21 protein-coding genes and 1 pseudogene are annotated in these 22,324 nt (G+C 56.0%); 14 read left to right on the top strand and 8 right to left on the bottom strand.

Annotation, left to right across the window (positions count from 1 at the left end; all coding sequences use genetic code 11):
* Nucleotides 1-49: 49 nt before the first annotated feature.
* Nucleotides 50-172, bottom strand: a pseudogene (locus ADJ24_RS06130) (DUF3302 domain-containing protein); the annotation flags it as partial.
* Between the two features lie 659 nt (nt 173-831).
* Between ADJ24_RS06130 and ADJ24_RS06135 the strand changes: the two are divergent.
* The 9 genes from ADJ24_RS06135 to trmL all read left to right on the top strand — a co-directional run bounded on the left by ADJ24_RS06135 (nt 832) and on the right by trmL (nt 10,988).
* Nucleotides 832-2,739: a PTS mannitol transporter subunit IICBA gene (locus ADJ24_RS06135; protein WP_023309922.1), complete on the top strand. Its 1,908-nt coding sequence runs from the start codon at nt 832-834 to the stop codon at nt 2,737-2,739.
* Nucleotides 2,740-2,844: 105 nt separating this feature from the next.
* Entirely contained in the window at nt 2,845-3,993 is a 1,149-nt protein-coding gene (gene mtlD, locus ADJ24_RS06140) for a mannitol-1-phosphate 5-dehydrogenase (protein WP_023309921.1), read from the top strand.
* Nucleotides 3,990-4,580, top strand: a complete 591-nt coding sequence (mtlR, locus tag ADJ24_RS06145) for a mannitol operon repressor MtlR (RefSeq protein WP_023309920.1) — start codon at nt 3,990-3,992, stop codon at nt 4,578-4,580. Before mtlD ends, mtlR begins: the two co-directional genes overlap by 4 nt.
* A gap of 58 nt (nt 4,581-4,638) precedes the next feature.
* On the top strand, nt 4,639-5,001 hold the full coding sequence (locus ADJ24_RS06150; RefSeq protein WP_010436679.1) for a YibL family ribosome-associated protein: 363 nt from the start codon (nt 4,639-4,641) through the stop codon (nt 4,999-5,001).
* Nucleotides 5,002-5,336: 335 nt separating this feature from the next.
* Nucleotides 5,337-6,992, top strand: a complete 1,656-nt coding sequence (gene lldP, locus ADJ24_RS06155; protein WP_023309919.1) for an L-lactate permease — start codon at nt 5,337-5,339, stop codon at nt 6,990-6,992.
* Nucleotides 6,989-7,762 carry a transcriptional regulator LldR gene (gene lldR / locus ADJ24_RS06160; protein WP_023294814.1) on the top strand — a complete coding sequence of 258 codons (774 nt, stop codon included), beginning with the start codon at nt 6,989-6,991 and terminating at the stop codon, nt 7,760-7,762. Before lldP ends, lldR begins: the two co-directional genes overlap by 4 nt.
* Complete coding sequence (gene lldD, locus ADJ24_RS06165) at nt 7,759-8,946, top strand: quinone-dependent L-lactate dehydrogenase (RefSeq protein ID WP_023309918.1); 1,188 nt, start codon at nt 7,759-7,761, stop codon at nt 8,944-8,946. The genes lldR and lldD overlap by 4 nt, the downstream gene beginning before the upstream one ends.
* Nucleotides 8,947-9,128: 182 nt before the next feature.
* The gene (locus tag ADJ24_RS06170; protein WP_023309917.1) at nt 9,129-10,469 is read left to right on the top strand and encodes an MFS transporter; all 1,341 of its coding nucleotides are present in this window, start codon (nt 9,129-9,131) and stop codon (nt 10,467-10,469) included.
* A gap of 45 nt (nt 10,470-10,514) precedes the next feature.
* Nucleotides 10,515-10,988, top strand: coding sequence for a tRNA (uridine(34)/cytosine(34)/5-carboxymethylaminomethyluridine(34)-2'-O)-methyltransferase TrmL (gene trmL, locus ADJ24_RS06175; RefSeq protein WP_023309916.1), 474 nt, complete (start codon nt 10,515-10,517; stop codon nt 10,986-10,988).
* Here the strand turns inward: trmL and cysE are convergent.
* The 5 genes from cysE to ADJ24_RS06200 all read right to left on the bottom strand — a co-directional run bounded on the left by cysE (nt 10,985) and on the right by ADJ24_RS06200 (nt 14,094).
* Nucleotides 10,985-11,806, bottom strand: a complete 822-nt coding sequence (cysE, locus tag ADJ24_RS06180; RefSeq protein WP_008502718.1) for a serine O-acetyltransferase — start codon at nt 11,804-11,806, stop codon at nt 10,985-10,987. The two genes, trmL and cysE, sit on opposite strands and share 4 nt — an antisense overlap.
* Nucleotides 11,807-11,880: 74 nt before the next feature.
* Nucleotides 11,881-12,900, bottom strand: a complete 1,020-nt coding sequence (gene gpsA / locus ADJ24_RS06185; RefSeq protein WP_023309915.1) for an NAD(P)H-dependent glycerol-3-phosphate dehydrogenase — start codon at nt 12,898-12,900, stop codon at nt 11,881-11,883.
* Entirely contained in the window at nt 12,900-13,367 is a 468-nt protein-coding gene (gene secB / locus ADJ24_RS06190) for a protein-export chaperone SecB (protein ID WP_003860835.1), read from the bottom strand. Before secB ends, gpsA begins: the two co-directional genes overlap by 1 nt.
* A 32-nt stretch (nt 13,368-13,399) precedes the next feature.
* Entirely contained in the window at nt 13,400-13,651 is a 252-nt protein-coding gene (gene grxC / locus ADJ24_RS06195; protein ID WP_023309914.1) for a glutaredoxin 3, read from the bottom strand.
* Nucleotides 13,652-13,662: 11 nt separating this feature from the next.
* The gene (locus ADJ24_RS06200) at nt 13,663-14,094 is read right to left on the bottom strand and encodes a rhodanese-like domain-containing protein (protein ID WP_023309913.1); all 432 of its coding nucleotides are present in this window, start codon (nt 14,092-14,094) and stop codon (nt 13,663-13,665) included.
* Between the two features lie 247 nt (nt 14,095-14,341).
* Between ADJ24_RS06200 and gpmM the strand changes: the two genes are divergently transcribed.
* The 3 genes from gpmM to ADJ24_RS06215 are packed head-to-tail and all read left to right on the top strand — an operon-like array spanning nt 14,342 to nt 18,115.
* Complete coding sequence (gene gpmM, locus ADJ24_RS06205) at nt 14,342-15,886, top strand: 2,3-bisphosphoglycerate-independent phosphoglycerate mutase (protein ID WP_023309912.1); 1,545 nt, start codon at nt 14,342-14,344, stop codon at nt 15,884-15,886.
* 33 nt (nt 15,887-15,919) lie between these two features.
* Nucleotides 15,920-17,179 (top strand): murein hydrolase activator EnvC, encoded by a 1,260-nt coding sequence (gene envC, locus ADJ24_RS06210; protein WP_233422253.1) that lies wholly within the window; start codon nt 15,920-15,922, stop codon nt 17,177-17,179.
* 3 nt (nt 17,180-17,182) lie between these two features.
* A complete protein-coding gene (locus ADJ24_RS06215; protein ID WP_032667994.1) occupies nt 17,183-18,115 on the top strand; it encodes a divergent polysaccharide deacetylase family protein in 933 nt (310 codons plus the stop codon).
* A gap of 3 nt (nt 18,116-18,118) precedes the next feature.
* Here ADJ24_RS06215 and ADJ24_RS06220 read toward each other — a convergent pair whose 3' ends face one another.
* The gene (locus tag ADJ24_RS06220; RefSeq protein WP_023309909.1) at nt 18,119-18,919 is read right to left on the bottom strand and encodes a glycosyltransferase family 2 protein; all 801 of its coding nucleotides are present in this window, start codon (nt 18,917-18,919) and stop codon (nt 18,119-18,121) included.
* Nucleotides 18,920-19,124: 205 nt separating this feature from the next.
* Here ADJ24_RS06220 and ADJ24_RS06225 point away from each other — a divergent pair, with 205 nt between their 5' ends.
* Both ADJ24_RS06225 and ADJ24_RS06230 read left to right on the top strand, forming a co-directional pair.
* The gene (locus tag ADJ24_RS06225; RefSeq protein WP_023309908.1) at nt 19,125-20,330 is read left to right on the top strand and encodes a glycosyltransferase; all 1,206 of its coding nucleotides are present in this window, start codon (nt 19,125-19,127) and stop codon (nt 20,328-20,330) included.
* 15 nt (nt 20,331-20,345) lie between these two features.
* Entirely contained in the window at nt 20,346-21,260 is a 915-nt protein-coding gene (locus ADJ24_RS06230) for a hypothetical protein (protein WP_023309907.1), read from the top strand.
* Between the two features lie 26 nt (nt 21,261-21,286).
* Here the strand turns inward: ADJ24_RS06230 and tdh are convergent, their stop codons facing one another.
* Complete coding sequence (tdh, locus tag ADJ24_RS06235; RefSeq protein WP_023309906.1) at nt 21,287-22,315, bottom strand: L-threonine 3-dehydrogenase; 1,029 nt, start codon at nt 22,313-22,315, stop codon at nt 21,287-21,289.
* Nucleotides 22,316-22,324: the final 9 nt, after the last annotated feature.

Genomic DNA, 22,324 nt, shown 5'->3' on the forward strand with positions numbered 1-22,324 from the left:
GGGCATTATCTGAACATAAAACACTATCAATAAGTTGGAGTCATTACCCGGCATGCGGATGGTTACGCTTTTTGGCCATATTATAAGGAATGTCATGGATGGCGATGATTCCATAAAACAGAACCAGAAATACAAAAATCAATACGCCCAGCGCAAAATAGTTGAGAAACATATTCTCCTCACTTAAACAACGTCAACTCATTGAATTAATAAAACAGTACGCAACCTAATTAATTTATTTTGAAATACATAAGGTATGCTGGTTATTTCAGAGCCGGGGAGTATCGGTTTTTATAATATCTCCGTGCAAGTTTATAAGCGTGTCAAAATATATCCTGAATAATAATATACTTAACCTTACAATATGAGCGTAATCCACGTTTTAACTTTTCGCCATACCACACATCAAAAGTGGTTTTTTAGCTTAACGTGTCGCGCTATGCCATCCTGACGCCGAATCGCTAAACAGAGTTTGCCGCCGATCACAGCCGGAGAAATCTGCATAAAAATATTTTGTGAAATCAATCACAATCCAGAAACAAACACACAAAACCAAAGCGTGACAACCATCACAAAAAAGGATGGTTTTTGCCGTATTTCTCGCCATCGTATTTTTTTTGCCCACCTTTTTTGTGACCAGGATCACCTCATTGACATCCACACCCCCTATCTTTACGTGACATGCGTCACACAAATTTTCGCTGTCTGGACAGTTGAACGATTCAGTGCCAGATTTCACAGCATCAGAACAGGGCCCGGCTACCTCTGCCGCCTCATTAACAATAAACCTCGGGCCGCAAGCCTAAGCGTAAACAGAAGAAGGGGTGTTTTATGTCATCCGATTTCAAGATCAAAGTTCAAAGCTTTGGTCGTTTCCTCAGCAACATGGTGATGCCAAATATCGGCGCGTTTATCGCGTGGGGTATCATCACTGCATTGTTCATTCCGACAGGGTGGTTGCCTAACGAAACGCTGGCGAAACTTGTTGGCCCAATGATTACCTATCTCCTGCCGCTGCTCATCGGTTTCACCGGTGGTCGTCTGGTGGGCGGTGACCGTGGTGGCGTAGTGGGCGCTATCACGACCATGGGTGTTATCGTCGGTGCGGATATGCCGATGTTCCTCGGAGCAATGATTGCCGGTCCTCTGGGCGGCTGGGCGATTAAGAAATTCGACGTCTGGGTTGATGGTAAGATCAAATCCGGCTTCGAAATGCTGGTGAACAACTTCTCTGCGGGCATCATCGGGATGATCCTCGCGATTCTGGCGTTCCTCGGCATTGGCCCTGCGGTTGAAGTGCTGTCCAAAATTCTGGCGGCAGGCGTTAACTTCATGGTTGCGCACGACATGCTGCCGCTGGCGTCTATCTTCGTTGAACCGGCGAAAATCCTGTTCCTGAACAACGCCATCAACCACGGCATCTTCTCGCCGCTGGGTATTCAGCAGTCTCACGATCTCGGCAAGTCTATCTTCTTCCTGATTGAAGCTAACCCGGGTCCGGGTATGGGCGTTCTGCTGGCGTACATGTTCTTTGGTCGCGGCAGCGCTAAGCAGTCTGCTGGCGGTGCGGCAATCATTCACTTCCTGGGCGGTATTCACGAAATTTACTTCCCGTACGTGCTGATGAACCCACGTCTGATCCTGGCCGTTATCCTTGGCGGTATGACCGGCGTGTTCACCCTGAGCGTGCTGGGCGGCGGTCTGGTGTCTCCAGCCTCTCCGGGTTCTATCCTGGCGGTGCTGGCGATGACGCCAAAAGGGGCGTACTTCGCGAACATCGCGGCCATCTGTGCGGCAATGGCGGTCTCATTCGTGGTCTCTTCTATCCTGCTGAAAACCAGCAAAGTGAAAGAAGACGACGATATTGAAGCGGCGACCCGTCGTATGCACGACATGAAAGCCGAATCCAAAGGCGCGACCCCGCTGGCGGCTGGTGATGTCTCTAACGACCTGAGCCACGTGCGTAAAATCATCGTTGCCTGTGACGCCGGTATGGGTTCCAGCGCAATGGGTGCAGGCGTGCTGCGTAAGAAAGTGCAGGATGCGGGCCTGACTAACATCTCCGTCACCAACAGCGCCATTAACAGCCTGCCGCCGGACGTTGACCTGGTCATCACGCACCGCGACCTGACTGAACGCGCCATGCGCCAGGTACCGCAGGCACAGCACATTTCGCTGACTAACTTCCTCGACAGCGGCCTGTACACCAGCCTGACCGAACGTCTGGTTGCGGCGCAGCGTCACGAAGACAACGAAGTGAAAGTGCGCTCAAGCCTGCAGGACAGCTTTGACGAGAGCAACGCCCACCTGTTCAAACTGGGTGCGGAAAACATCTTCCTCGGTCGCACAGCGGCAACCAAAGAAGAAGCGATTCGCTTTGCCGGCGAGCAGCTGGTGAAAGGAGGCTACGTTCAGCCTGAATATGTTGACGCGATGCTGGAACGCGAAAAACTGACGCCAACCTACCTGGGCGAATCCATCGCGGTGCCGCACGGTACGGTTGAAGCGAAAGATCGCGTCCTGAAAACCGGCGTCGTATTCTGTCAGTATCCGCAGGGCGTGCGCTTCGGTGAAGAAGAAGACGACATCGCCCGTCTGGTGATTGGTATCGCCGCTCGCAACAACGAGCACATTCAGGTGATTACCAGCCTGACCAACGCGCTGGACGATGAGTCTGTCATTGCGCGTCTGGCGAGCACTACCAGCGTGGAAGAAGTCCTGGCACTTCTTAACAAATAAGTCCTCTTCCCTCTCCCCTCTCCCCTCTGGGGAGAGGGCTAGGGTGAGGGGAAACGTTCCTCACCCCAGCCCTCTCGGGTAAAAACATTGATGAAGGTTAACACTATGAAAGCATTACATTTTGGCGCAGGTAATATCGGTCGTGGTTTTATCGGTAAACTGCTGGCAGACGCGGGCATTACGCTGACATTCGCCGATGTGAATCAGGTTGTCCTGGATGCCCTGAATGCGCGTCATAGCTATCAGGTCCATGTAGTCGGTGAAAACGAGCAGGTTGAGACGGTATCCGGCGTCAACGCGGTCAGCAGCATCGGGGAAGACGTTATCGACCTGATCGCCAGCGTCGATCTGGTCACCACGGCCGTGGGTCCGGTCGTTCTTGAGCGCATCGCCCCTGCGGTTGCGAAAGGCCTGGCAAAACGTAAAGCGCAGGGCATCGACACCCCGCTGAACATCATCGCCTGTGAAAACATGGTGCGCGGCACCACGCAGCTGAAAGGCCACGTTCTTAACGCTGTAGCAGATGAAGACAAAGCCTGGGTTGAAGCGCACGTCGGGTTTGTGGATTCCGCCGTGGATCGCATCGTTCCGCCGTCTGAATCCGCCACCAACGACCCGCTGGAAGTGACTGTGGAAACCTTCAGCGAGTGGATCGTTGATAAAACCCAGTTTAAAGGCGCCCTGCCGACCATTCCGGGAATGGAATTAACCGATAACCTGATGGCATTTGTCGAACGCAAACTCTTCACGCTGAACACCGGGCATGCTATAACCGCGTACCTCGGAAAATTGGCCGGTCATCAGACCATTCGTGATGCGATCCTCGATGAGAAGATCCGCGCGGTGGTAAAAGGGGCAATGGAAGAGAGCGGCGCGGTGCTGATCAAACGCTACGGTTTTGATGCTGATAAACACGCAGCATACATCCAGAAAATCCTCGGTCGCTTTGAAAATCCGTATCTGAAAGATGACGTTGAGCGCGTGGGCCGTCAGCCTCTGCGCAAACTGAGCGCAGGCGACCGTCTGATTAAGCCGCTGCTGGGCACGCTGGAATACGGCCTGCCGCACGCCAACCTGGTGAAAGGGATTGCCGCCGCGATGCACTACCGCAGCGAGCAGGACCCACAGGCGCAGGAACTGGCTCAGCTGATTGATGACAAAGGCGCGCAGGCTGCGCTGGCGCAGATTTCCGGTCTGGACGCCAACAGCGACGTGGTTGTGGAGGCGGTTAACGCATACAACGCAACCAAATGATGCACAGTGCGGCGCAGGTTAACCTGCGCCCAAATAATAGATTGTCAGATATGCAGGCAATAATGGAACAAACCCAGGCCTTTGAAAATCGTGTGCTTGAGCGTCTGAATGCTGGCAAAACCGTACGAAGCTTCCTGATTGCCGCCGTCGAGCTGTTAACCGAGGCGGTGAATATCCTGGTGCTTCAGGTGTTTCGCAAAGACGACTACGCGGTAAAGTATGCTGTAGAACCGTTACTGGACGGAGACGGACCGCTGGGCGATCTATCCGTGCGTCTGAAGCTAATTTATGGTCTTGGCGTTCTGAACCGGCAGGAGTATGAAGATGCGGAGCTGTTAATGGCGCTGCGCGAAGAACTCAATCATGACGGTAACGAGTACACCTTTACCGATGATGAGATCCTGGGGCCCTTCGGCGAGCTGCACTGCGTCACCGCGCTGCCCCCTGCGCCCCATTTTGATAACAGCGACCCTGAGCTCTACGCGATGCAAAAGCTGCGTTATCAACAGGTTGTCCGTTCCACGATGGTTCTCTCCCTGACTGAGCTGATTTCCCGAATCAGCTTAAAAAAAGCGTTTCAGAAGTAAGCCTGCTCACATTGGTGTATCCTTCCCTGTAAATTCCCCGTTTTCAGAGTTATTTGTCATGAAAGAAGTCGAAAAGAACGAAATTAAACGCCTGAGCGACCGCCTGGATCTGATCCGCCATCAGATGGCTGGCCTGTCACTGGTCGATTCCGCCGAGAAGTACGCCGAGCTGGAAAAAGAAGCCGCCACGCTGGAAACAGAAATCGAGCGCCTGCGCGAAGTGAAAGGCCAGAAGCTGAGCAAAGAAGCGCAGAAGCTAATGAACATGCCGCACCGCCGCGCGATCACCAAAAAAGAACAGGCCGACATGGGCAAGCTGAAGAAAAGCGTCCGCGGTCTGGTGGTGGTACACCCGATGACCGAGCTTGGCCGCGAAATGGGCCTGAAAGAGATGACGGGTTTTTGTAAGACCGCGTTCTGATACTTCCCCCTCACCCTAACCCTCTCCCCAAAGGGGCGAGGGGACTGTACGGTGCGGTTTTCTCCCTCTCCCCATGGGAGAGGGCCGGGGTGAGGGCATCAGGCCCCACCCCGCTTCAAATTGGCCCAACCAATCCCCCTTTTCTTTCTTCCCTGGTTCACAATTCCATTATTTCCGCTCACAAACTCATTGCTTGACCATAACATTTGGTTAACCATTCATTGTCATTAACCCTACAACACAACATTGGCAGGACCACTTTTACACAACCTGTGACGCAGAGTTGAGCGGAGACTCACCCGCAGCGCAGGCTGTCTGGTCCCCAGGAGACCTGCATGAGCCTCTGGCAACAAAACTACGATCCGGCCGGTAATATCTGGCTGTCGAGCCTGATCGCATCGCTTCCGATCCTGTTCTTCTTCTTTGCGCTGATTAAGCTCAAGCTGAAGGGCTACCTCGCCGCGACGTATACCGTTGCTATCGCCCTGATGGTAGCGCTGTTCTTCTATAAAATGCCGGTCGATCGCGCGCTGGCCTCCGTCGTCTACGGTTTCTTCTACGGCCTGTGGCCGATTGCGTGGATCATCATCGCGGCGGTGTTTGTCTATAAAATCTCGGTGAAAACCGGGCAGTTCGACATAATCCGTTCGTCGATTCTTTCCATCACGCCGGACCAGCGCCTGCAGATGCTGATTGTCGGCTTCTCCTTCGGGGCGTTTCTGGAAGGCGCGGCAGGCTTTGGCGCACCGGTGGCGATCACCGCCGCGCTGCTGGTGGGTCTGGGCTTTAACCCGCTCTATGCCGCGGGCCTGTGCCTGATTGTGAACACCGCGCCGGTGGCGTTTGGCGCGATGGGCATTCCGATTCTGGTAGCCGGACAGGTCACCGGGCTGGACAGCTTCGAGATCGGCCAGATGGTTGGCCGCCAGCTGCCCTTCCTGACCATTATCGTCCTGTTCTGGATCATGGCGATTATGGACGGCTGGCGCGGCGTGAAGGAGACCTGGCCTGCGGTGATGGTGGCGGGCGGTTCGTTCGCTATCGCTCAATACCTCAGCTCGAACTTCCTCGGCCCGGAGCTGCCTGACATCATCTCCTCGCTGGTGTCGCTGGTCTGTCTGACGCTGTTCCTGAAGCGCTGGCAGCCGGTGCGTATCTTCCGCTTCGCCGACATGGGCGCTTCGCAGGTTGATCAAACCCTGGCCCGTACGGGCTATACGGCAGGACAGGTGATCCGCGCCTGGTCGCCGTTCCTGTTCCTGACCGCAACGGTCACCCTGTGGAGCATCCCGCCGTTTAAAGCCCTGTTCGCGCCGGGTGGGGCGCTGTACGACATGGTGATTAATATTTCCGTACCGTTCCTCGACAAGATGGTCGCCCGTATGCCGCCGGTGGTGCACGCTGCCACGCCGTATGCCGCGGTCTATAAATTCGACTGGTTCTCCGCCACCGGTACCGCCATCCTGTTTGCCGCTATTCTTTCCGTAGTGTGGCTGCGCATGAAGCCTGCGGCCGCGGTGCAGACCTTTGCCGCGACCGTTAAAGAGCTGATGCTGCCGATTTACTCCATCGGCATGGTGCTGGCGTTCGCGTTTATCTCGAACTACTCCGGCCTGTCATCGACGCTGGCGCTGGCGCTGGCCCATACCAGCCACGCCTTCACCTTCTTCTCGCCGTTCCTCGGCTGGCTGGGGGTGTTCCTGACCGGTTCCGATACCTCGTCTAACGCCCTGTTCGCCGCGCTGCAGGCAACGGCGGCCCAGCAGATTGGCGTGTCGGACGTCCTGCTGGTGGCCGCGAATACCACCGGCGGCGTGACCGGAAAAATGATCTCTCCACAATCCATCGCCATTGCCTGTGCGGCGGTGGGACTGGTCGGTAAAGAGTCGGATCTGTTCCGCTTTACCGTGAAACACAGCCTGATATTCACCTGCATGGTCGGGGTGATCACCACCCTGCAGGCCTATGTCTTAACCTGGATGATCCCATGATAGTAATGCCCAGACGCCTGTCCGACGAGATTGCCTCTCGCGTGCGGGCGCTGATTGAAGAACAACAGCTGGAAGCGGGCATGAAGTTGCCCGCCGAACGCCAGCTCGCCGCCCAGCTTGGCGTGTCGCGCAATTCTCTGCGTGAGGCGCTGGCGACGCTGGTTAGCGAAGGGGTGCTGGTGAGCCGTCGCGGCGGCGGCACCTTTGTACGCTGGCAGCATGACGACTGGTCCGAGCAAAACATCGTGCAGCCGCTGAAGACGCTGATGGAGAACGACCCGGACTACAGCTTCGACATCCTTGAAGCGCGTCACGCCATCGAAACCAGTACCGCCTGGCACGCGGCCATGCGGGCAACCGACGCCGACAAAGAGAAACTCATCGCCTGCTTTGAGGCCACGCAAAGCAGCGACCCGGATATCGCCTCCCAGGCGGACGTCCGTTTTCACCTGGCGATTGCCGAGGCGTCGCACAACGTGGTGCTGCTCCAGACCATGCGCGGGTTCTTCGACCTGCTGCAATCCTCCGTGAAGCAGAGCCGCCAGCGCATGTATCTGGTTCCGCCGGTGTTTGCCCAGCTCACAGAACAGCACGAGGCGGTGCTCAACGCCATTCTGGCCGGTGATGCCGAGGCCGCGCGCAAAGCGATGATGGCGCATCTCGGTTTCGTGCACACCACCATTAAACGATTCGATGAAGACCAGGCCCGACAGGCGCGTATTACCCGTCTGCCTGGCGACAGTGATATTTCCAGGGAGAACAAAGCATGATTATTTCAGCAGCCAGTGACTATCGCGCCGCGGCGCAGCGCATTTTGCCCCCGTTCCTGTTCCACTACATCGACGGCGGGGCGTATGCCGAATACACCCTGCGCCGCAACGTGGAAGACTTGTCGGAGGTGGCTCTGCGCCAGCGCGTGCTGAAGAATATGTCTGACCTGAGCCTTGAGACAAAGCTGTTTAACGAAACGCTTTCCATGCCCGTCGCGCTCGCGCCTGTGGGCCTGTGCGGCATGTATGCCCGCCGTGGCGAAGTGCAGGCGGCCGCGGCAGCGGATGCCAAAGGCATTCCGTTTACCCTCTCCACCGTGTCCGTCTGCCCGATTGAAGAGGTCGCCCCGACCATCAAGCGCCCGATGTGGTTCCAGCTGTACGTCCTGCGCGATCGCGGCTTTATGCGCAACGCGCTCGAGCGCGCCAAAGCGGCGGGCTGCTCCACGCTGGTCTTTACCGTCGATATGCCAACGCCCGGGGCACGCTATCGTGATGCCCACTCAGGCATGAGCGGCCCGAATGCTGCGTTACGCCGATACTGGCAGGCGGTTACTCACCCGCAGTGGGCGTGGGATGTCGGCCTGAACGGTCGTCCGCACGATCTGGGCAATATCTCGGCATACCTCGGTAAACCGACCGGGCTGGAGGATTACATTGGCTGGCTGGCGAACAACTTCGATCCGTCGATCTCGTGGAAAGACCTGGAGTGGATCCGCGAATTCTGGGACGGCCCGATGGTGATCAAAGGGATCCTCGATCCGGAAGATGCCCGCGACGCGGTACGCTTTGGCGCAGACGGGATTGTGGTCTCTAACCACGGCGGACGCCAGCTTGACGGGGTGCTCTCTTCCGCACGCGCCCTGCCGGCCATCGCCGATGCGGTGAAAGGCGATATTGCGATCCTGGCCGACAGCGGCATCCGCAACGGGCTGGACGTGGTGCGCATGATTGCGCTGGGCGCCGACAGCGTGCTGCTGGGACGCGCGTATCTGTATGCGCTGGCGACGGCGGGCCAGGCAGGGGTGGCGAATCTGCTCAACCTGATCGAAAAAGAGATGAAGGTGGCGATGACGCTCACAGGAGCGAAAACGATCGGTGAAATCAGCAGAGATTCCCTGGTGCAGGAGTTAAGCAAATTACCGGCGGCGCTGGCGCCACTTGCTCAGGGAAACGCGGCGTAAATTCTCCTCCGTTAATACACCTTTCTCACGCGCCCGATTTCCCCCTCGGGCGCTTTTTTACGCCAAAAATAACATCCAGATAACATATTGGATAAGAAAATTTGACATCCACCCGCCGTCCGCAATTGTATATACAAGCAAATACAAGAACACAAAAACAACATCAGATCGGAGTGGAGCGTATGGCGTATTCAGATAAGGTGGATATTCAGCAGGTGATCGATGAGAGTCCCTTTTCAGGGTTTCACTGGCTGCTCATTGTGCTGGGCTTTCTGGTTCTGGCGATCGATGGTTTTGATACGGCAGCGATGGGTTACATCGCGCCTACGCTGTCGGCAGAATGGGGGATACACAAACAGGATCTGGGGCCGGTGCTGAGCGCAGCGCTGCTGGGGCTGTCGCTGGGCGCGCTGATTGCCGGTCCGGTATCGGACCGGATGGGGCGCAAGCGCGTGCTGGTCTTTTCGTGTCTGTTCTTCGGCCTTGCGAGCCTGGGGACGGCCTGGGCGCAAAGTCTGAATACGCTCACGCTGTGGCGCTTTCTGACTGGACTGGGCCTCGGCGCCGCAATGCCTAACGCCATCACGCTGATCTCCGAGTTTGCCCCCCAGCGCTGTCGCGCCATGGCGATCAATACCATGTACTGCGGCTTCCCTCTGGGTGCGGCGGGCGGCGGCGCGATCTCTTCCTGGCTTATCCCCCACCACGGCTGGCGAAGCGTGCTGCTGACCGGGGCGATTGCGCCGCTGGTTTTAACGCTGCTGCTGGCGCTATTTTTACCGGAGTCCGTGAAGTTTCTGGTGCAGCGCGGGAAAGACGTTATGCAGGTCCGCCGCATCGCCAGCCGGTTTGCCCGCAGCACGCTGGATAGCGTCACGGGCTTTTTCCTGGCGGAGGAGAAAGTCGCCTCTAAAAAAGGGAGCGTGTCGCAGCTGTTTTCCATGCCCTGGCTGCCCGGCACCCTGATGCTGTGGGTGACCTATTTTATGGGGCTGGTCATTTACTACGTTCTGCTGAGCTGGATGCCGACGCTGATGCAGGGAATGGGCTATGCCCTGGCAGAATCCGCATGGCTGACCTCGCTGTTCACCTTCGGCGGCACCGCAGGCATTCTGCTCGCGGGCTGGATGATGGACCGCTGGGAAGCGCACCGGGTGGTCGCGTGTGGTTTCGTGCTGACAATGGGCCTCATCCTTTTGCTTGGCATTGAGCATAACCATATCGCCCTGTTTGGCGGGCTGATTTTCCTGATGGGGATCGCGATGAACGGCGCGCAATCGGGCATGCAAACCCTGGCCGCCACCTTTTACCCTACCGAGTGCCGCGCGACGGGCATCGCCTGGATGCAGGGGATCGGCCGCTTTGGCGGCGTGGCGGGAACCATGACCAGCGCCCAGCTTCTTTCGATGCAGTGGCAGGCAGACAGTATTTTAATGATCCTCAGCGTGCCCGCTCTGGTAGCCGCGGCGGCAACCGTCTACAAAATGCTGTACGGCCGCTCGCAGGAACCCGGCGTCGCGTAGTTCCTCTCTTTTCTGCTATTCTGCCCCCGCAATTAAGGGGGCAGCATGCTTAACATCGTTTTATTCGAACCAGAAATTCCGCCGAATACCGGCAATATTATCCGCCTGTGTGCCAACACCGGTTTTCTTCTGCATATCATTGAGCCGATGGGCTTTACGTGGGACGACAAACGTCTGCGTCGCGCAGGGCTGGATTATCATGAATTTACCGCCGTCGTTCGCCATCACGATTACGCCGCGTTTCTGGAAGCAGAGAAGCCGCAGCGCATGTTCGCCCTGACTACCAAAGGCACGCCAGCGCATAGCGCCGTGAGCTATCAGGCAGGTGACTATCTGATGTTTGGCCCGGAAACCCGCGGCCTGCCGGCCACGATCCTGGATGCCCTGCCCGCCGAGCAGAAAATCCGTATTCCGATGATGCCGGACAGCCGCAGCATGAACCTGTCGAACGCGGTGTCGGTGGTGGTGTATGAAGCCTGGCGCCAGCTGGGGTATCCGGGCGCCATTCTCAGAAGTTAAATGCCGTCACCATACTCGAACGTATGGTGAATGCCGTTGAAGTGCTGATCCATGTCCATGGAAGGCTTATCGCTGTCTGGTTTACCGACGATGCGCGCCGGTACGCCTGCGGCGGTGGTATGCGGCGGCACGGGCTGGAGCACCACGGAGCCTGCGCCGATCTTCGCACCGCGCCCGACTTCGATATTGCCAAGGATTTTGGCACCCGCGCCAATCATCACCCCTTCACGGATTTTCGGGTGGCGATCGCCGCTGGTTTTACCGGTACCGCCCAGGGTAACCGACTGCAGGATCGAGACGTCATCTTCAATGACCGCCGTTTCCCCGACGACAATCCCGGTGGCGTGGTCGAGCATGATCCCGCGGCCAATTTTCGCAGCCGGGTGAATATCGACCTGGAACGTCACGGAAACCTGGTTTTGCAGGAAGATCGCCAGCGCGCGGCGGCCTTCATTCCACAGCCAGTGGCCGATGCGGTAAGCCTGCAGGGCGTGGAAGCCTTTCAGGTACAGCAGCGGCGTAGAATATTTATCGACCGCCGGGTCACGCGTGCGCACGGCCTGAATATCGCAGGCGGCAGAGGCGATCATTTCCGGGTCTGCAGCGTAAGCCTCTTCCACCACTTCCCGAATGGCGATAGCTGGCATGATCGAGGAAGCCAGCTTGTTGGCGAGCATATAGCTCAGCGCGCTGCCGAGATTTTCGTGCTTGAGTAGCGTCGCGTGGTAGAAACTGGCCAGCATAGGCTCGCAGTCGGCCAGCGCCCGGGCTTCGGCTTTAATATTGTTCCAGACGATATCCAGTTCTTCACACGGCATTGCTTACTCCAGACGATAGTTAATGACCAGCCAGTTCTGCGCTGGCTGGGTCATTCAGGTGACAACGGTTCCGACTAGTTACTGCTGCGCTCGTCCTTGCGCGCACGACCTAATAAGGTCAATGCTGCCTCGCGCGCATTTTTTCCGCAATACAATACCTGATAAATTTCCTCGGTTATTGGCATTTCGACACCGAAACGGTGCGCCAACTCGCGGACTTCCTTGGTATTGCGGTAGCCTTCAACCACCTGACCAATCTTCTCCTGCGCGCCTTTAACATCGCTGCCCTGTCCGAGCATCATGCCAAAACGGCGGTTACGAGACTGGTTATCGGTACAGGTCAGCACCAGGTCGCCCAGGCCAGCCATCCCCATAAAGGTGGCCGGATCGGCACCCAGCGCTTCGCCCAGGCGGGACATTTCGGTCAGTCCTCGGGTGATCAGCGCCGTACGCGCATTGGCACCAAAACCAATGCCGTCTGACATCCCGGCACCAATCGCAATCACGTTCTTCACCGCACCGCCCAGTTGCACGCCGATAAAATCGGGGTTGCTGTAGACGCGGAAGCTCTTGCCGCAGTGCAGCAGCTGTTGAAGATCGTCGGAGAAGGCCTGATCGGTGGAGGCCAGCGAAATCGCCGTCGGCAGGCCAGCGGCCAGCTCTTTGGCAAAGGTCGGGCCGGAGATGACCGCCAGCGGGATCTCATCACCCAGCGCTTCGCGGGCAACGTCCTGCAGCAGGCGTCCGGTTTCGGCTTCCAGTCCTTTAGTCGCCCAGACAATGCGCGCATCCGGGCGCATCAACGGCTTAATCTGACGGAGCACGTCGCCAAATACATGGCTCGGGACCACAATCAGAATGTTGCGGCTGGCCGCCAGCGCGGTCGCAAGGTCGCTTTCAAGGTGCAGGGAGTCGGGGAACGGAACGTCCGGAAGAAACGCCACGTTACAACGGTCGCGTTGCAGCGTTGCGATATGTTTTGGATCGTGGCCCCAGAGAACCACTTCGTGACCATTTCTTGCCAGCGTGATGGCAAGAGCGGTGCCGTATGAGCCGGCACCGATCACAGTCATTGACGCATTAACAGTGCTCATCAGGCATCCTGATGTTGTTCAGCACCTTCGCCAGCTTGCTGCTGCAGATAGTTCATGAACAGCGCATCAAAGTTAACTGGCGCAAGGTTCAGTTGCGGGAATGTACCGCGAGAAACCAGGCTGGTGATGCATTCACGCGCATACGGGAACAGAATGTTCGGGCAGTACGCACCCAGGCAATGCGCCATCTGGTTGCCTTCGATACCGCCGATAGAGAAGATGCCGCCCTGCTGAACTTCACACAGGAATGCAGTTTCTTCGCCCAGAGACGCGGTAACGGTCACACGCAGCACGACTTCATACACGTCATCTGCCAGTTGGGTAGATGCGGTATCCAGATCAAGTTTAACCTCTGGCTGCCAGTCTTTCTGGAAAACATGCGGCGCATTTGGCGCTTCGAAAGAGACGTCCTTGGTGTAGATACGCTGGATCTGGAAAGTCATTTCGGTGTTGTTTTGTTCTGACATGGAAATACCCTTTTTAATTGTCCTAAAGTCTCTTAGCTCAGCAGCGGATCGAGTCCACCACGGGCGTCGAGCGCATACAAGTCATCACAGCCGCCAATGTGCTGCGCATCAATAAAAATCTGCGGAACCGTCGTGCGACCACTACGTTTGATCATCTCTTCGCGTTTAATCGCGTCACCGTCGATCGGCAGTTCCTGGAACGTGACGCCTTTGCTGTTCAGCAGCGCTTTCGCACGATGACAGAACGGGCACGTCGCTTTGGTATAGATCTCAATATTGGCCATGACTGAACTCCTTATTTACCGCGTACCAAAGGAAGATTTTCCCCGCTCCAGCCGGAAATACCTTCTTTCAGCACCGTTACGTTTTCGAAGCCTGCTTTATGAAGCGCGCTGGCAGATTCCTGTGCCTGCATGCCGGTCGCATCGACAACGATAATCGGCTGGGCTTTGTGTTTCTCAAGCTCACCGACGTTGTTCGCTTTGATTTCAGCTGGCAGCAGGTTGATTGCGCCCGCAATGTGACCTTTACGGAAATCGTCACGCTGACGCAGATCGACCACGACGGCATCTTCTTTGTTGATCAGACGCGTCGCTTCACCACGGGTGATAACCTTAATTTTAGACGTCAGGCTCTTAAATGTGGTGAACAGCACAGCAGCCAGCAGGCCAATCCACGCGATGCTCAGAACCGGATGGCGGCTAACGAATTGCATAATTTCTTGCATGGAGGGTAACTACTCCCGACTAAGTGATAAAAAAAACCAGGACAGGAGTATACCTGTGCGTTCTGGCAAATACAGCCAGCGACCATAACCTAATCCATTTTCTGCGGCATGCCACCTAAAAAAATGCCTCAAAATGGTCTGATGAACATCTTGCCCCTGCGCTTTCTTTGATCTTCTGCGGCTATTTGATCGATTCAGCTGTAGTAAAATTACGCAAATTTTGACTCTTGAGCATGAGGTTGTCGCAATGTCGGTTTCTAAAAAACCTATGGTACTGGTGATTCTGGATGGCTATGGCTACCGTGAAGATAGCCAGGATAACGCTATTTTCAACGCCAAAACCCCGGTCATGGATGCCCTGTGGGCGAAACGTCCGCATACGCTGATTGACGCGTCTGGCCTGGAAGTAGGCCTGCCGGACCGCCAGATGGGCAACTCCGAAGTCGGTCACGTAAACCTGGGCGCCGGGCGTATTGTGTATCAGGATCTGACGCGTCTGGACGTTGAAATCAAAGAACGCACCTTCTTCTCCAACCCAACGCTGTCTGGCGCGGTCGATAAAGCCGTTGCCGCTGGCAAGGCCGTACACATCATGGGCCTGCTCTCTGCTGGCGGCGTTCACAGCCACGAAGATCACATCATGGCGATGGTTGAACTGGCCGCCGAGCGCGGTGCGGAAAAAATCTATCTGCACGCCTTCCTGGACGGTCGCGATACGCCACCACGCAGCGCAAAAGGCTCTCTGCAAGCCTTCGAAGAGAAGTTCGCCGCGCTGGGTAAAGGCCGCGTAGCGTCCATCATTGGCCGTTACTACGCCATGGACCGCGACAACCGCTGGGATCGCGTTGAACAGGCCTATGACCTGATGACCCTGGCAAAAGGTGAATTCCAGTTCGCGACCGCCGTTGAAGCGCTGGAAGCGGCCTATGCACGTGATGAAAACGACGAATTCGTTAAAGCGTCCGTGATCCGCGCTGAAGGACAGGCCGACGCCGCCATGGAAGATGGTGACGCGCTGATCTTCATGAACTTCCGCGCTGACCGCGCGCGTGAAATCACCCGTGCCTTCGTCAACAGCGACTTCGACGGTTTTGCCCGTAAGAAAGTGGTAAAACTGGACTTCATCCAGCTGACTGAATACGCCGCAGACATCAAAGCGCCTTGCGCGTATCCGCCAGCATCTCTGGCAAACACCTTTGGCGAGTGGATGGCGAAGAACGACAAAACGCAGCTGCGTATTTCCGAAACTGAAAAATACGCGCACGTGACCTTCTTCTTTAACGGTGGCGTTGAAGAGCCGTTCAAAGGCGAAGACCGCACTCTGATCAACTCCCCGAAAGTCGCTACCTACGATCTACAGCCAGAAATGAGCTCTGCAGAATTGACGGAAAAATTGGTTGCGGCCATCGAGAGCGGTAAGTACGACACCATCATCTGTAACTACCCGAACGGCGACATGGTTGGGCATACCGGGGTGATGGAAGCGGCAGTGAAAGCGGTAGAAGCGCTGGACCACTGTGTTGAGCAGGTAGCGAAAGCGGTTGAATCCGTTGGCGGCCAGCTGCTGATCACCGCTGACCACGGTAACGCTGAACAGATGCGCGACCCGGCGACCGGCCAGGCGCACACGGCCCATACCAACCTGCCTGTTCCGCTGATTTACGTGGGTGATAAATCACTGAAAGCAGTGGAAGGCGGCAAGCTTTCTGACATCGCGCCAACCATGCTGTCGCTGATGGGTATGCCGATCCCTGAAGAGATGACTGGTAAGCCGCTGTTCATCGTGGAATAATCGCTCCCCATGAGGGGAAAGGCGATTTTTTCAATCACATGGGTCGTGAAGCCGCTTAGGTTATCAGTCAGACCTCTGTTTTACGCCAGCGCACTCAGCGCTGGCGTATTGCTGTGCGCCGCATCCGCCCACGCGGATGACCGCGACCAGCTGAAATCTATTCAGGCCGATATCGCCGCCAAAGAGCGTGCGGTACGCCAGCAGCAGCAGCAGCGCTCCGCCCTGCTCGCCCAGCTTAAGCAGCAGGAAGAGGCGATCTCCGCCGCAACGCGTAAACTCCGTGAAACGCAAAACACCCTCGCCCAGTTGAATAAACAGATCGACGAGATGAACGCGTCGATTGCCAAACTCGAGCGCCAGCGCGATGCGCAGGAGCGCAATCTTGCCGCACAGCTTGATGCCGCATTCCGTCAGGGTGAACATACCGGACTCCAGCTGATCCTCAGCGGCGAAGAGAGCCAGCGCGGTCAGCGCCTGCAGGCCTACTTTGGCTATCTCAACCAGGCGCGTCAGGAGACGATCGCGCAGCTGAAGCAGACGCGCGAAGAGGTCTCAACGCAAAAAGCCGAGCTGGAAGATAAGCAGAGCCAGCAGCAGACGCTGCTCTACGATCAGCAGGCCCAGCAGGCGAAGCTCGAGCAGGCGCGCAACGAGCGTAAGAAAACCCTTTCCGGCCTTGAATCCTCCATTCAGGAAGGTCAGAGCCAGCTCAGCGAAATGCGCGCCAACGAATCAAAACTGCGTAACAGCATCGCCCGTGCGGAAGCGGCGGCGAAAGCGCGCGCCGAAAAAGAGGCGCGCGAGGCGCAGGCCGTTCGCGACAAGCAGCAGGAAGCGTCCCGCAAAGGGACCACCTACAAGCCAAGCGAGAGCGAACGCTCTCTGATGTCGCGTACCGGCGGTTTGGGCTCTCCTCGCGGTCAGGCTTTCTGGCCCGTTCGCGGTTCAATTCTGCATCGCTATGGCGAACAGCTGCAGGGTGAGCTACGTTGGAAAGGGATCGTTATCGGTGCGTCTGAAGGTAGCGAAGTGAAAGCCATCGCCGATGGCCGCGTAATTCTGGCCGACTGGCTGCAGGGTTACGGGCTGGTGGTGGTGGTCGAACACGGTAAAGGCGACATGAGCCTTTACGGCTACAACCAGAGCGCGCTGGTCAGCGTTGGCACGCAGGTGCGCGCAGGCCAACCCATCGCCCTTGTGGGCAGCAGTGGCGGTCAGGGCCGCCCGTCACTCTATTTCGAAATTCGTCGCCAGGGTCAGGCGGTCAATCCACAGCCGTGGTTGGGAAGATAAGTTTTGCTTCAATTTCGTCGAATGGTTTTCTCCGTCGTCAGCGCGCTGGCGCTGGCTGCACCGGTATACGCAGGTAAACTCGCTATCGTGATTGATGACTTCGGTTATCGTCCACACTATGAAAATCAGGTGCTGGCGATGCCGTCGGCCATCTCTGTCGCCGTTCTTCCAAATGCGCCCCACGCGCGCGAAATGGCGACCAAAGCCCACAGCAGCGGTCATCAGGTGCTGATCCACCTGCCGATGGCCCCGCTCAGCAAGCAGCCGCTGGAAAAAGATACCCTGCGCCCGGATATGAGCAGCGAGGAGATCGAGCGCATCATCCGCGACGCCTACAACAAAGTGCCGTATGCCGTAGGGCTGAACAACCATATGGGCAGCGCGATGACATCAAGCCTGTTCGGGATGCTCAAAGTGATGCAGGCGCTGGAGCGTTACAACCTCTACTTCCTCGACAGCATGACCATCGGCAACAGCCAGGCAATGCGTGCCGCTCAGGGAACGGGCGTAAAGGTGATTAAGCGCAAGGTGTTCCTGGATGATACCCAGAACGAAGCCGATATTCGCATGCAGTTTAATCGCGCGGTACAGCTGGCCCGCCGCAATGGCTCAGCCATCGCCATCGGTCACCCGCACCCGTCTACCGTTCGCGTTCTGCAGCAGATGCTGCCGACCTTGCCTGACGATATCACGCTGGTGCGTCCGAGCGATCTGCTGAACGAGCCGCAGGTGGATTCCTCTAAACCAAATTCTGCGCAGCCTGTCCCGACAGCGCCGCGCAATCCGTTCCGCGGCGTGAAGCGCTGTGTACCTAAGCAACCGATTGAGCCGGTCTATGCAACCCGCTTCTTCTCCGTCATCGGAGACAGCATCAGTAACAGTACGCTGGTGAATTACGTCCAGCAGCAGTGGCAGGGATGGGGTAAGAAAGCCTGACGCTTATTTCGCAATCTGAGAGTCCGTCTGCTCGCTAGCAACGGGCTCTTTTTTTTCCTGATGCTGATACCAGGATTTGAAATACTTCAAAAAGCTATAGGCTGTGGCGTACAGTCCCGTCGCCACCCCCACTTTGCCCTTACGCCAGGCGCCGCTAAACAGATACCATTTGAAAAAAGCCCCGATGGCGCTGATTACGCCGCGCCCGATAGAGGGCCGTATTTTTTGATGTTGAACCAGGCGGGTTGTATAACAATTTAATTTGTTAAAAAGCTCATGCAGCGTGGGAAACGTATCATGTTTTACATAACCCGGAATACGTTCACAACGGAGAAAACCTTCGACCTGATCGTCTACCGGTCGGTTATTAAACCGGGACTGGTTACGGTTAAAAAGACGCACAGGATAATCAGGGGATGAAACAGGATAAATCGTCCGGACTTCCTCACCCAGAACAAACCAGTGGCGGCATATTTGCCATGCCATTCCCGGGTCTGGCTCATCGCCTGCTTTTAACGTTAAAACGGCATTAACCGTTTCCTGATCAAGAATTTCGTCGCTGTCGATGCACAGGACCCAGTCATGGCTGGCTAAGGATATGGCATAGTTCATCTGCTCGCCATGCCAGCCAAATTTTTTATAGACGGGTTGAAGGCCAAAGCTTTCACAAATATATCGTGTTTTGTCCGTACTGCCAGAATCGACTACGACAATTTCATCCGCTATTTTCAATAGAGGCGGGATTACATCGTGCAATAATCTTTCAGAATTAAACGTTAATAAGCAGACCGTTATTTTAAACATTTCCCCACTCTCAATAGCAGTCTAAATTAATATTATTAATACTATATAAATGAGTAGAGACGATTAAAGTCCTGAATCACACTTTTCAAATAAGCACGCTTGAAATTTTGTCTAATCCTGAAGCGCAATAAAATAGAAAAATCTATTTTATTTCAACAGATTCTTTATAATGCAGTCAGTTGAAGGGTAGCACACGGATTCAGACATGCCGCACAAAAGTAAAATTCTCCTCCTGGATACGGGTAAAGAATGGGGGGGAGGCACCAACAGTATGCTTGAGCTCCTGAAGCGAATCAATCGCGATAAATTCGATATTACCTGTTGTTTTTACAGTGATTATAGTCGTGCTGAAGGTGAGACGATTGGCCAGGTGCTCAACGGCATCGGGATCCCACTCATCGTTATCCCTCAACGCCAGCAGCCGGTCTGGGCCAAATTGCTGAAGGAAGCGGGACGTAGCCTGCTGTTTTTCTCACGCGGCGCCCGCAAGGCATTTACACGTCATGTGGATATCATGTGGCGCATCAGGCCTAACGTCAGCAAAATCGAAACCCTTTTCAAGCAGGGCGGTTTCGATACGCTCTATATGAATAACCAGCCGGGCTCAAATGAGGAAGGCTATCTCGCGGCGGCAAAGCTGCAGGCGCGGTTGATTCAGCACTGCCGCATTGAACCTGTTTTAACCCCGCCGCTGGTAAAGCTGGTTAATGCCCATGCCACAAAAATCATCGCCGTCTCGCACGGCGTTGAACGCGTGTTGCTTGAGCATGGCGTCCGGCCCGAACTGTGTACGACGGTCAATAATGCCATCGACATCCACCAGCCTTTACCTGACCGACGCGCGATGCGCCAGCGCCTGAACATCGATGACGACACGTTTGTGTTCGGCAGTATCGGGTCGTTAATCCCTCGCAAAGCCAACCACCACACGCTGGAGGCGCTGGCACAGTTCAGCCAGAAACATCTCCAGGCGAAATGGAAAATGGTGCTGGTCGGAGAAGGTGCCGAGCGTCGCGCTTTAACAGAACAAGCCCGAGCGCTGGGAATTGAATCCCGCGTCATCTTCACCGGTTTTCAGAATACCCCATTTGATTACCTCGCTACGTTTGACGCCTTTATTCTGGCCTCAAAAAGCGAGGGGCTGCCGCGCGTGGTGCTGGAAGCGATGCTTCTCAATATCCCCGTGATTGGCTCTCAGGTGACCGGCACGGCGGAGTTGATTGATCATGATTCGACAGGGCTGCTCTTCCCCTGGAGCGATGTTTCACAGCTTGCACAGCATCTGGACAATATCTGGTCAGATGCGGATCTGCGGGCTCGACTGGCTGCGGCTGCATACCAGAACGTCTGTCATACCTATGCCATCGAAAACTATGTCAGCGGTGTCGAAGCCGTGCTTGGCGCGCACTAACCAAACGAGATAACTATGTTTAAATTTCTTAATGCTCGCTATCGTCATATCACCGGGCGACACAACATTCCTTACAGCTCTCTGCCCGTGACGGGCGCGCTTGCTGCGGTGGATTCTATTGTGATTCCGTGTACCGGCGCAGATTTCGTCGAAGAAGCATTACTCTCTGCCACCTTCGCGGAACGCTATGCCACCGGGGTGAGCGAAATCGTCATCGTCAGCGATCAGCCTGAATCCGCCTTTGGGGTACTGCCGCCGAAAACACGCGTAGTGACGCTTAACCTTCCGGTTCGTGAGGAAGGTTACCGCTATAAGCAGATCTACCTCAGCCGCCTGGTGAAGCTTAACGCCCCGCTGCAGGCGCGCGGTGAAGGCGTATTGATGATCGATTCCGATCTCAACCTGCTGAAAATGCCCGAGATCAACATGGCCGATATGCACATCTACTCCAGCTTCCGTCAGGGCAAAATGATAGCCAAGCTGGACGGTGCGCCAGCGGAGAAAGTGCCGGCGTATTACAAAGAGACGGTGCGCCCGTATCTGGTCGATCACGTTAACGGCGCGTTTCTTGCGGCAACTAAAAAAACCTGGCGCCGTATCTGCCCGCTGTGGCTGACGCTGTTCCAGGATACCTGGGAGCTGATGGACGACACGCAGCCGCCGACCGATCAGCTGCCGCTCGCCGCGCTGCTGGACATGCTGGATCTAAAAACGGTTAACCTGGGTGACTGGATGAACTGGCCGGTCTCGAAGAAAATCGGCGGTCAGGAAGCCGTTGTACCGAAAGAGGTGGTTGGCGCGCACGGCGGTTTCCCTCTCTCCGAATGGCAGAAGTATCTTGAATCGCCGGATAACAAACTGTTGTTCAAAGGTCAGGACTACACCCGCAAGGTGCGTTACCTGACGGACGAAGAGAAAAAGAATCAGTAAAAAAGGGGCCTGAGGCCCCTTTTTGATTACTTATCCCAGCTCAGGATCACTTTTCCTGACTGGCCGGAACGCATCGCGTCGAAGCCCTGCTGGAACTCATCGATGGAGAAGCGGTGAGTAATAATCGGGGACAGATCCAGACCGGACTGGATCAGCGCCGCCATCTTGTACCAGGTCTCGAACATCTCGCGGCCATAGATGCCCTTGATGAACAGCCCCTTGAAGATGACTTTGTTCCAGTCGATAGACATATCTGACGGCGGAATACCCAGCATCGCGATACGTCCACCGTGGTTCATGGTGTCGAGCATGGTGCGGAACGCCGGTGGCGCACCGGACATCTCCAGACCCACGTCAAAGCCTTCGGTCATGCCCAGCTCTTCCATCACGTCGGTCAGGCTCTCTTTCGAGACATCTACCGCGCGGGTGACGCCCATTTTGCGTGCCAGCGACAGACGGTATTCGTTCACGTCGGTGATCACAACGTTGCGCGCACCCACGTGCTTCGCCACCGCAGCCGCCATAATGCCGATTGGGCCCGCGCCGGAGACCAGCACGTCTTCACCGACCAGGTCGAAGGAGAGCGCCGTGTGCACCGCGTTGCCGAACGGGTCGAAGATGGAGGCCAGATCGTCAGAGATATTGTCCGGGATTTTGAACGCGTTAAACGCCGGGATCACCAGGTATTCCGCGAAGCAGCCCGGACGGTTTACGCCCACGCCAATGGTATTACGGCACAGGTGCGTACGCCCGCCGCGGCAGTTACGGCAGTGGCCGCAGGTAATATGGCCTTCACCGGAGACGCGATCGCCAATTTGGAAGCCTTTCACTTCCTGGCCGATACCCACCACTTCACCAACATATTCGTGACCGACAACCATCGGTACCGGAATGGTTTTCTGCGACCACTGGTCCCAGTTGTAGATGTGCACGTCAGTACCGCAGATGGCGGTTTTACGAATTTTGATCAGCAGATCGTTATGACCGACTTCCGGCTCCGGCACGTCGGTCATCCAAATCCCTTCTTCCGCTTTCAGTTTGGATAACGCTTTCATCACACGTCC

The sequence above is a fragment of the Enterobacter sp. 940_PEND genome (assembly GCF_001059415.1).
GTDB lineage: Bacteria > Pseudomonadota > Gammaproteobacteria > Enterobacterales > Enterobacteriaceae > Enterobacter > Enterobacter cloacae_M.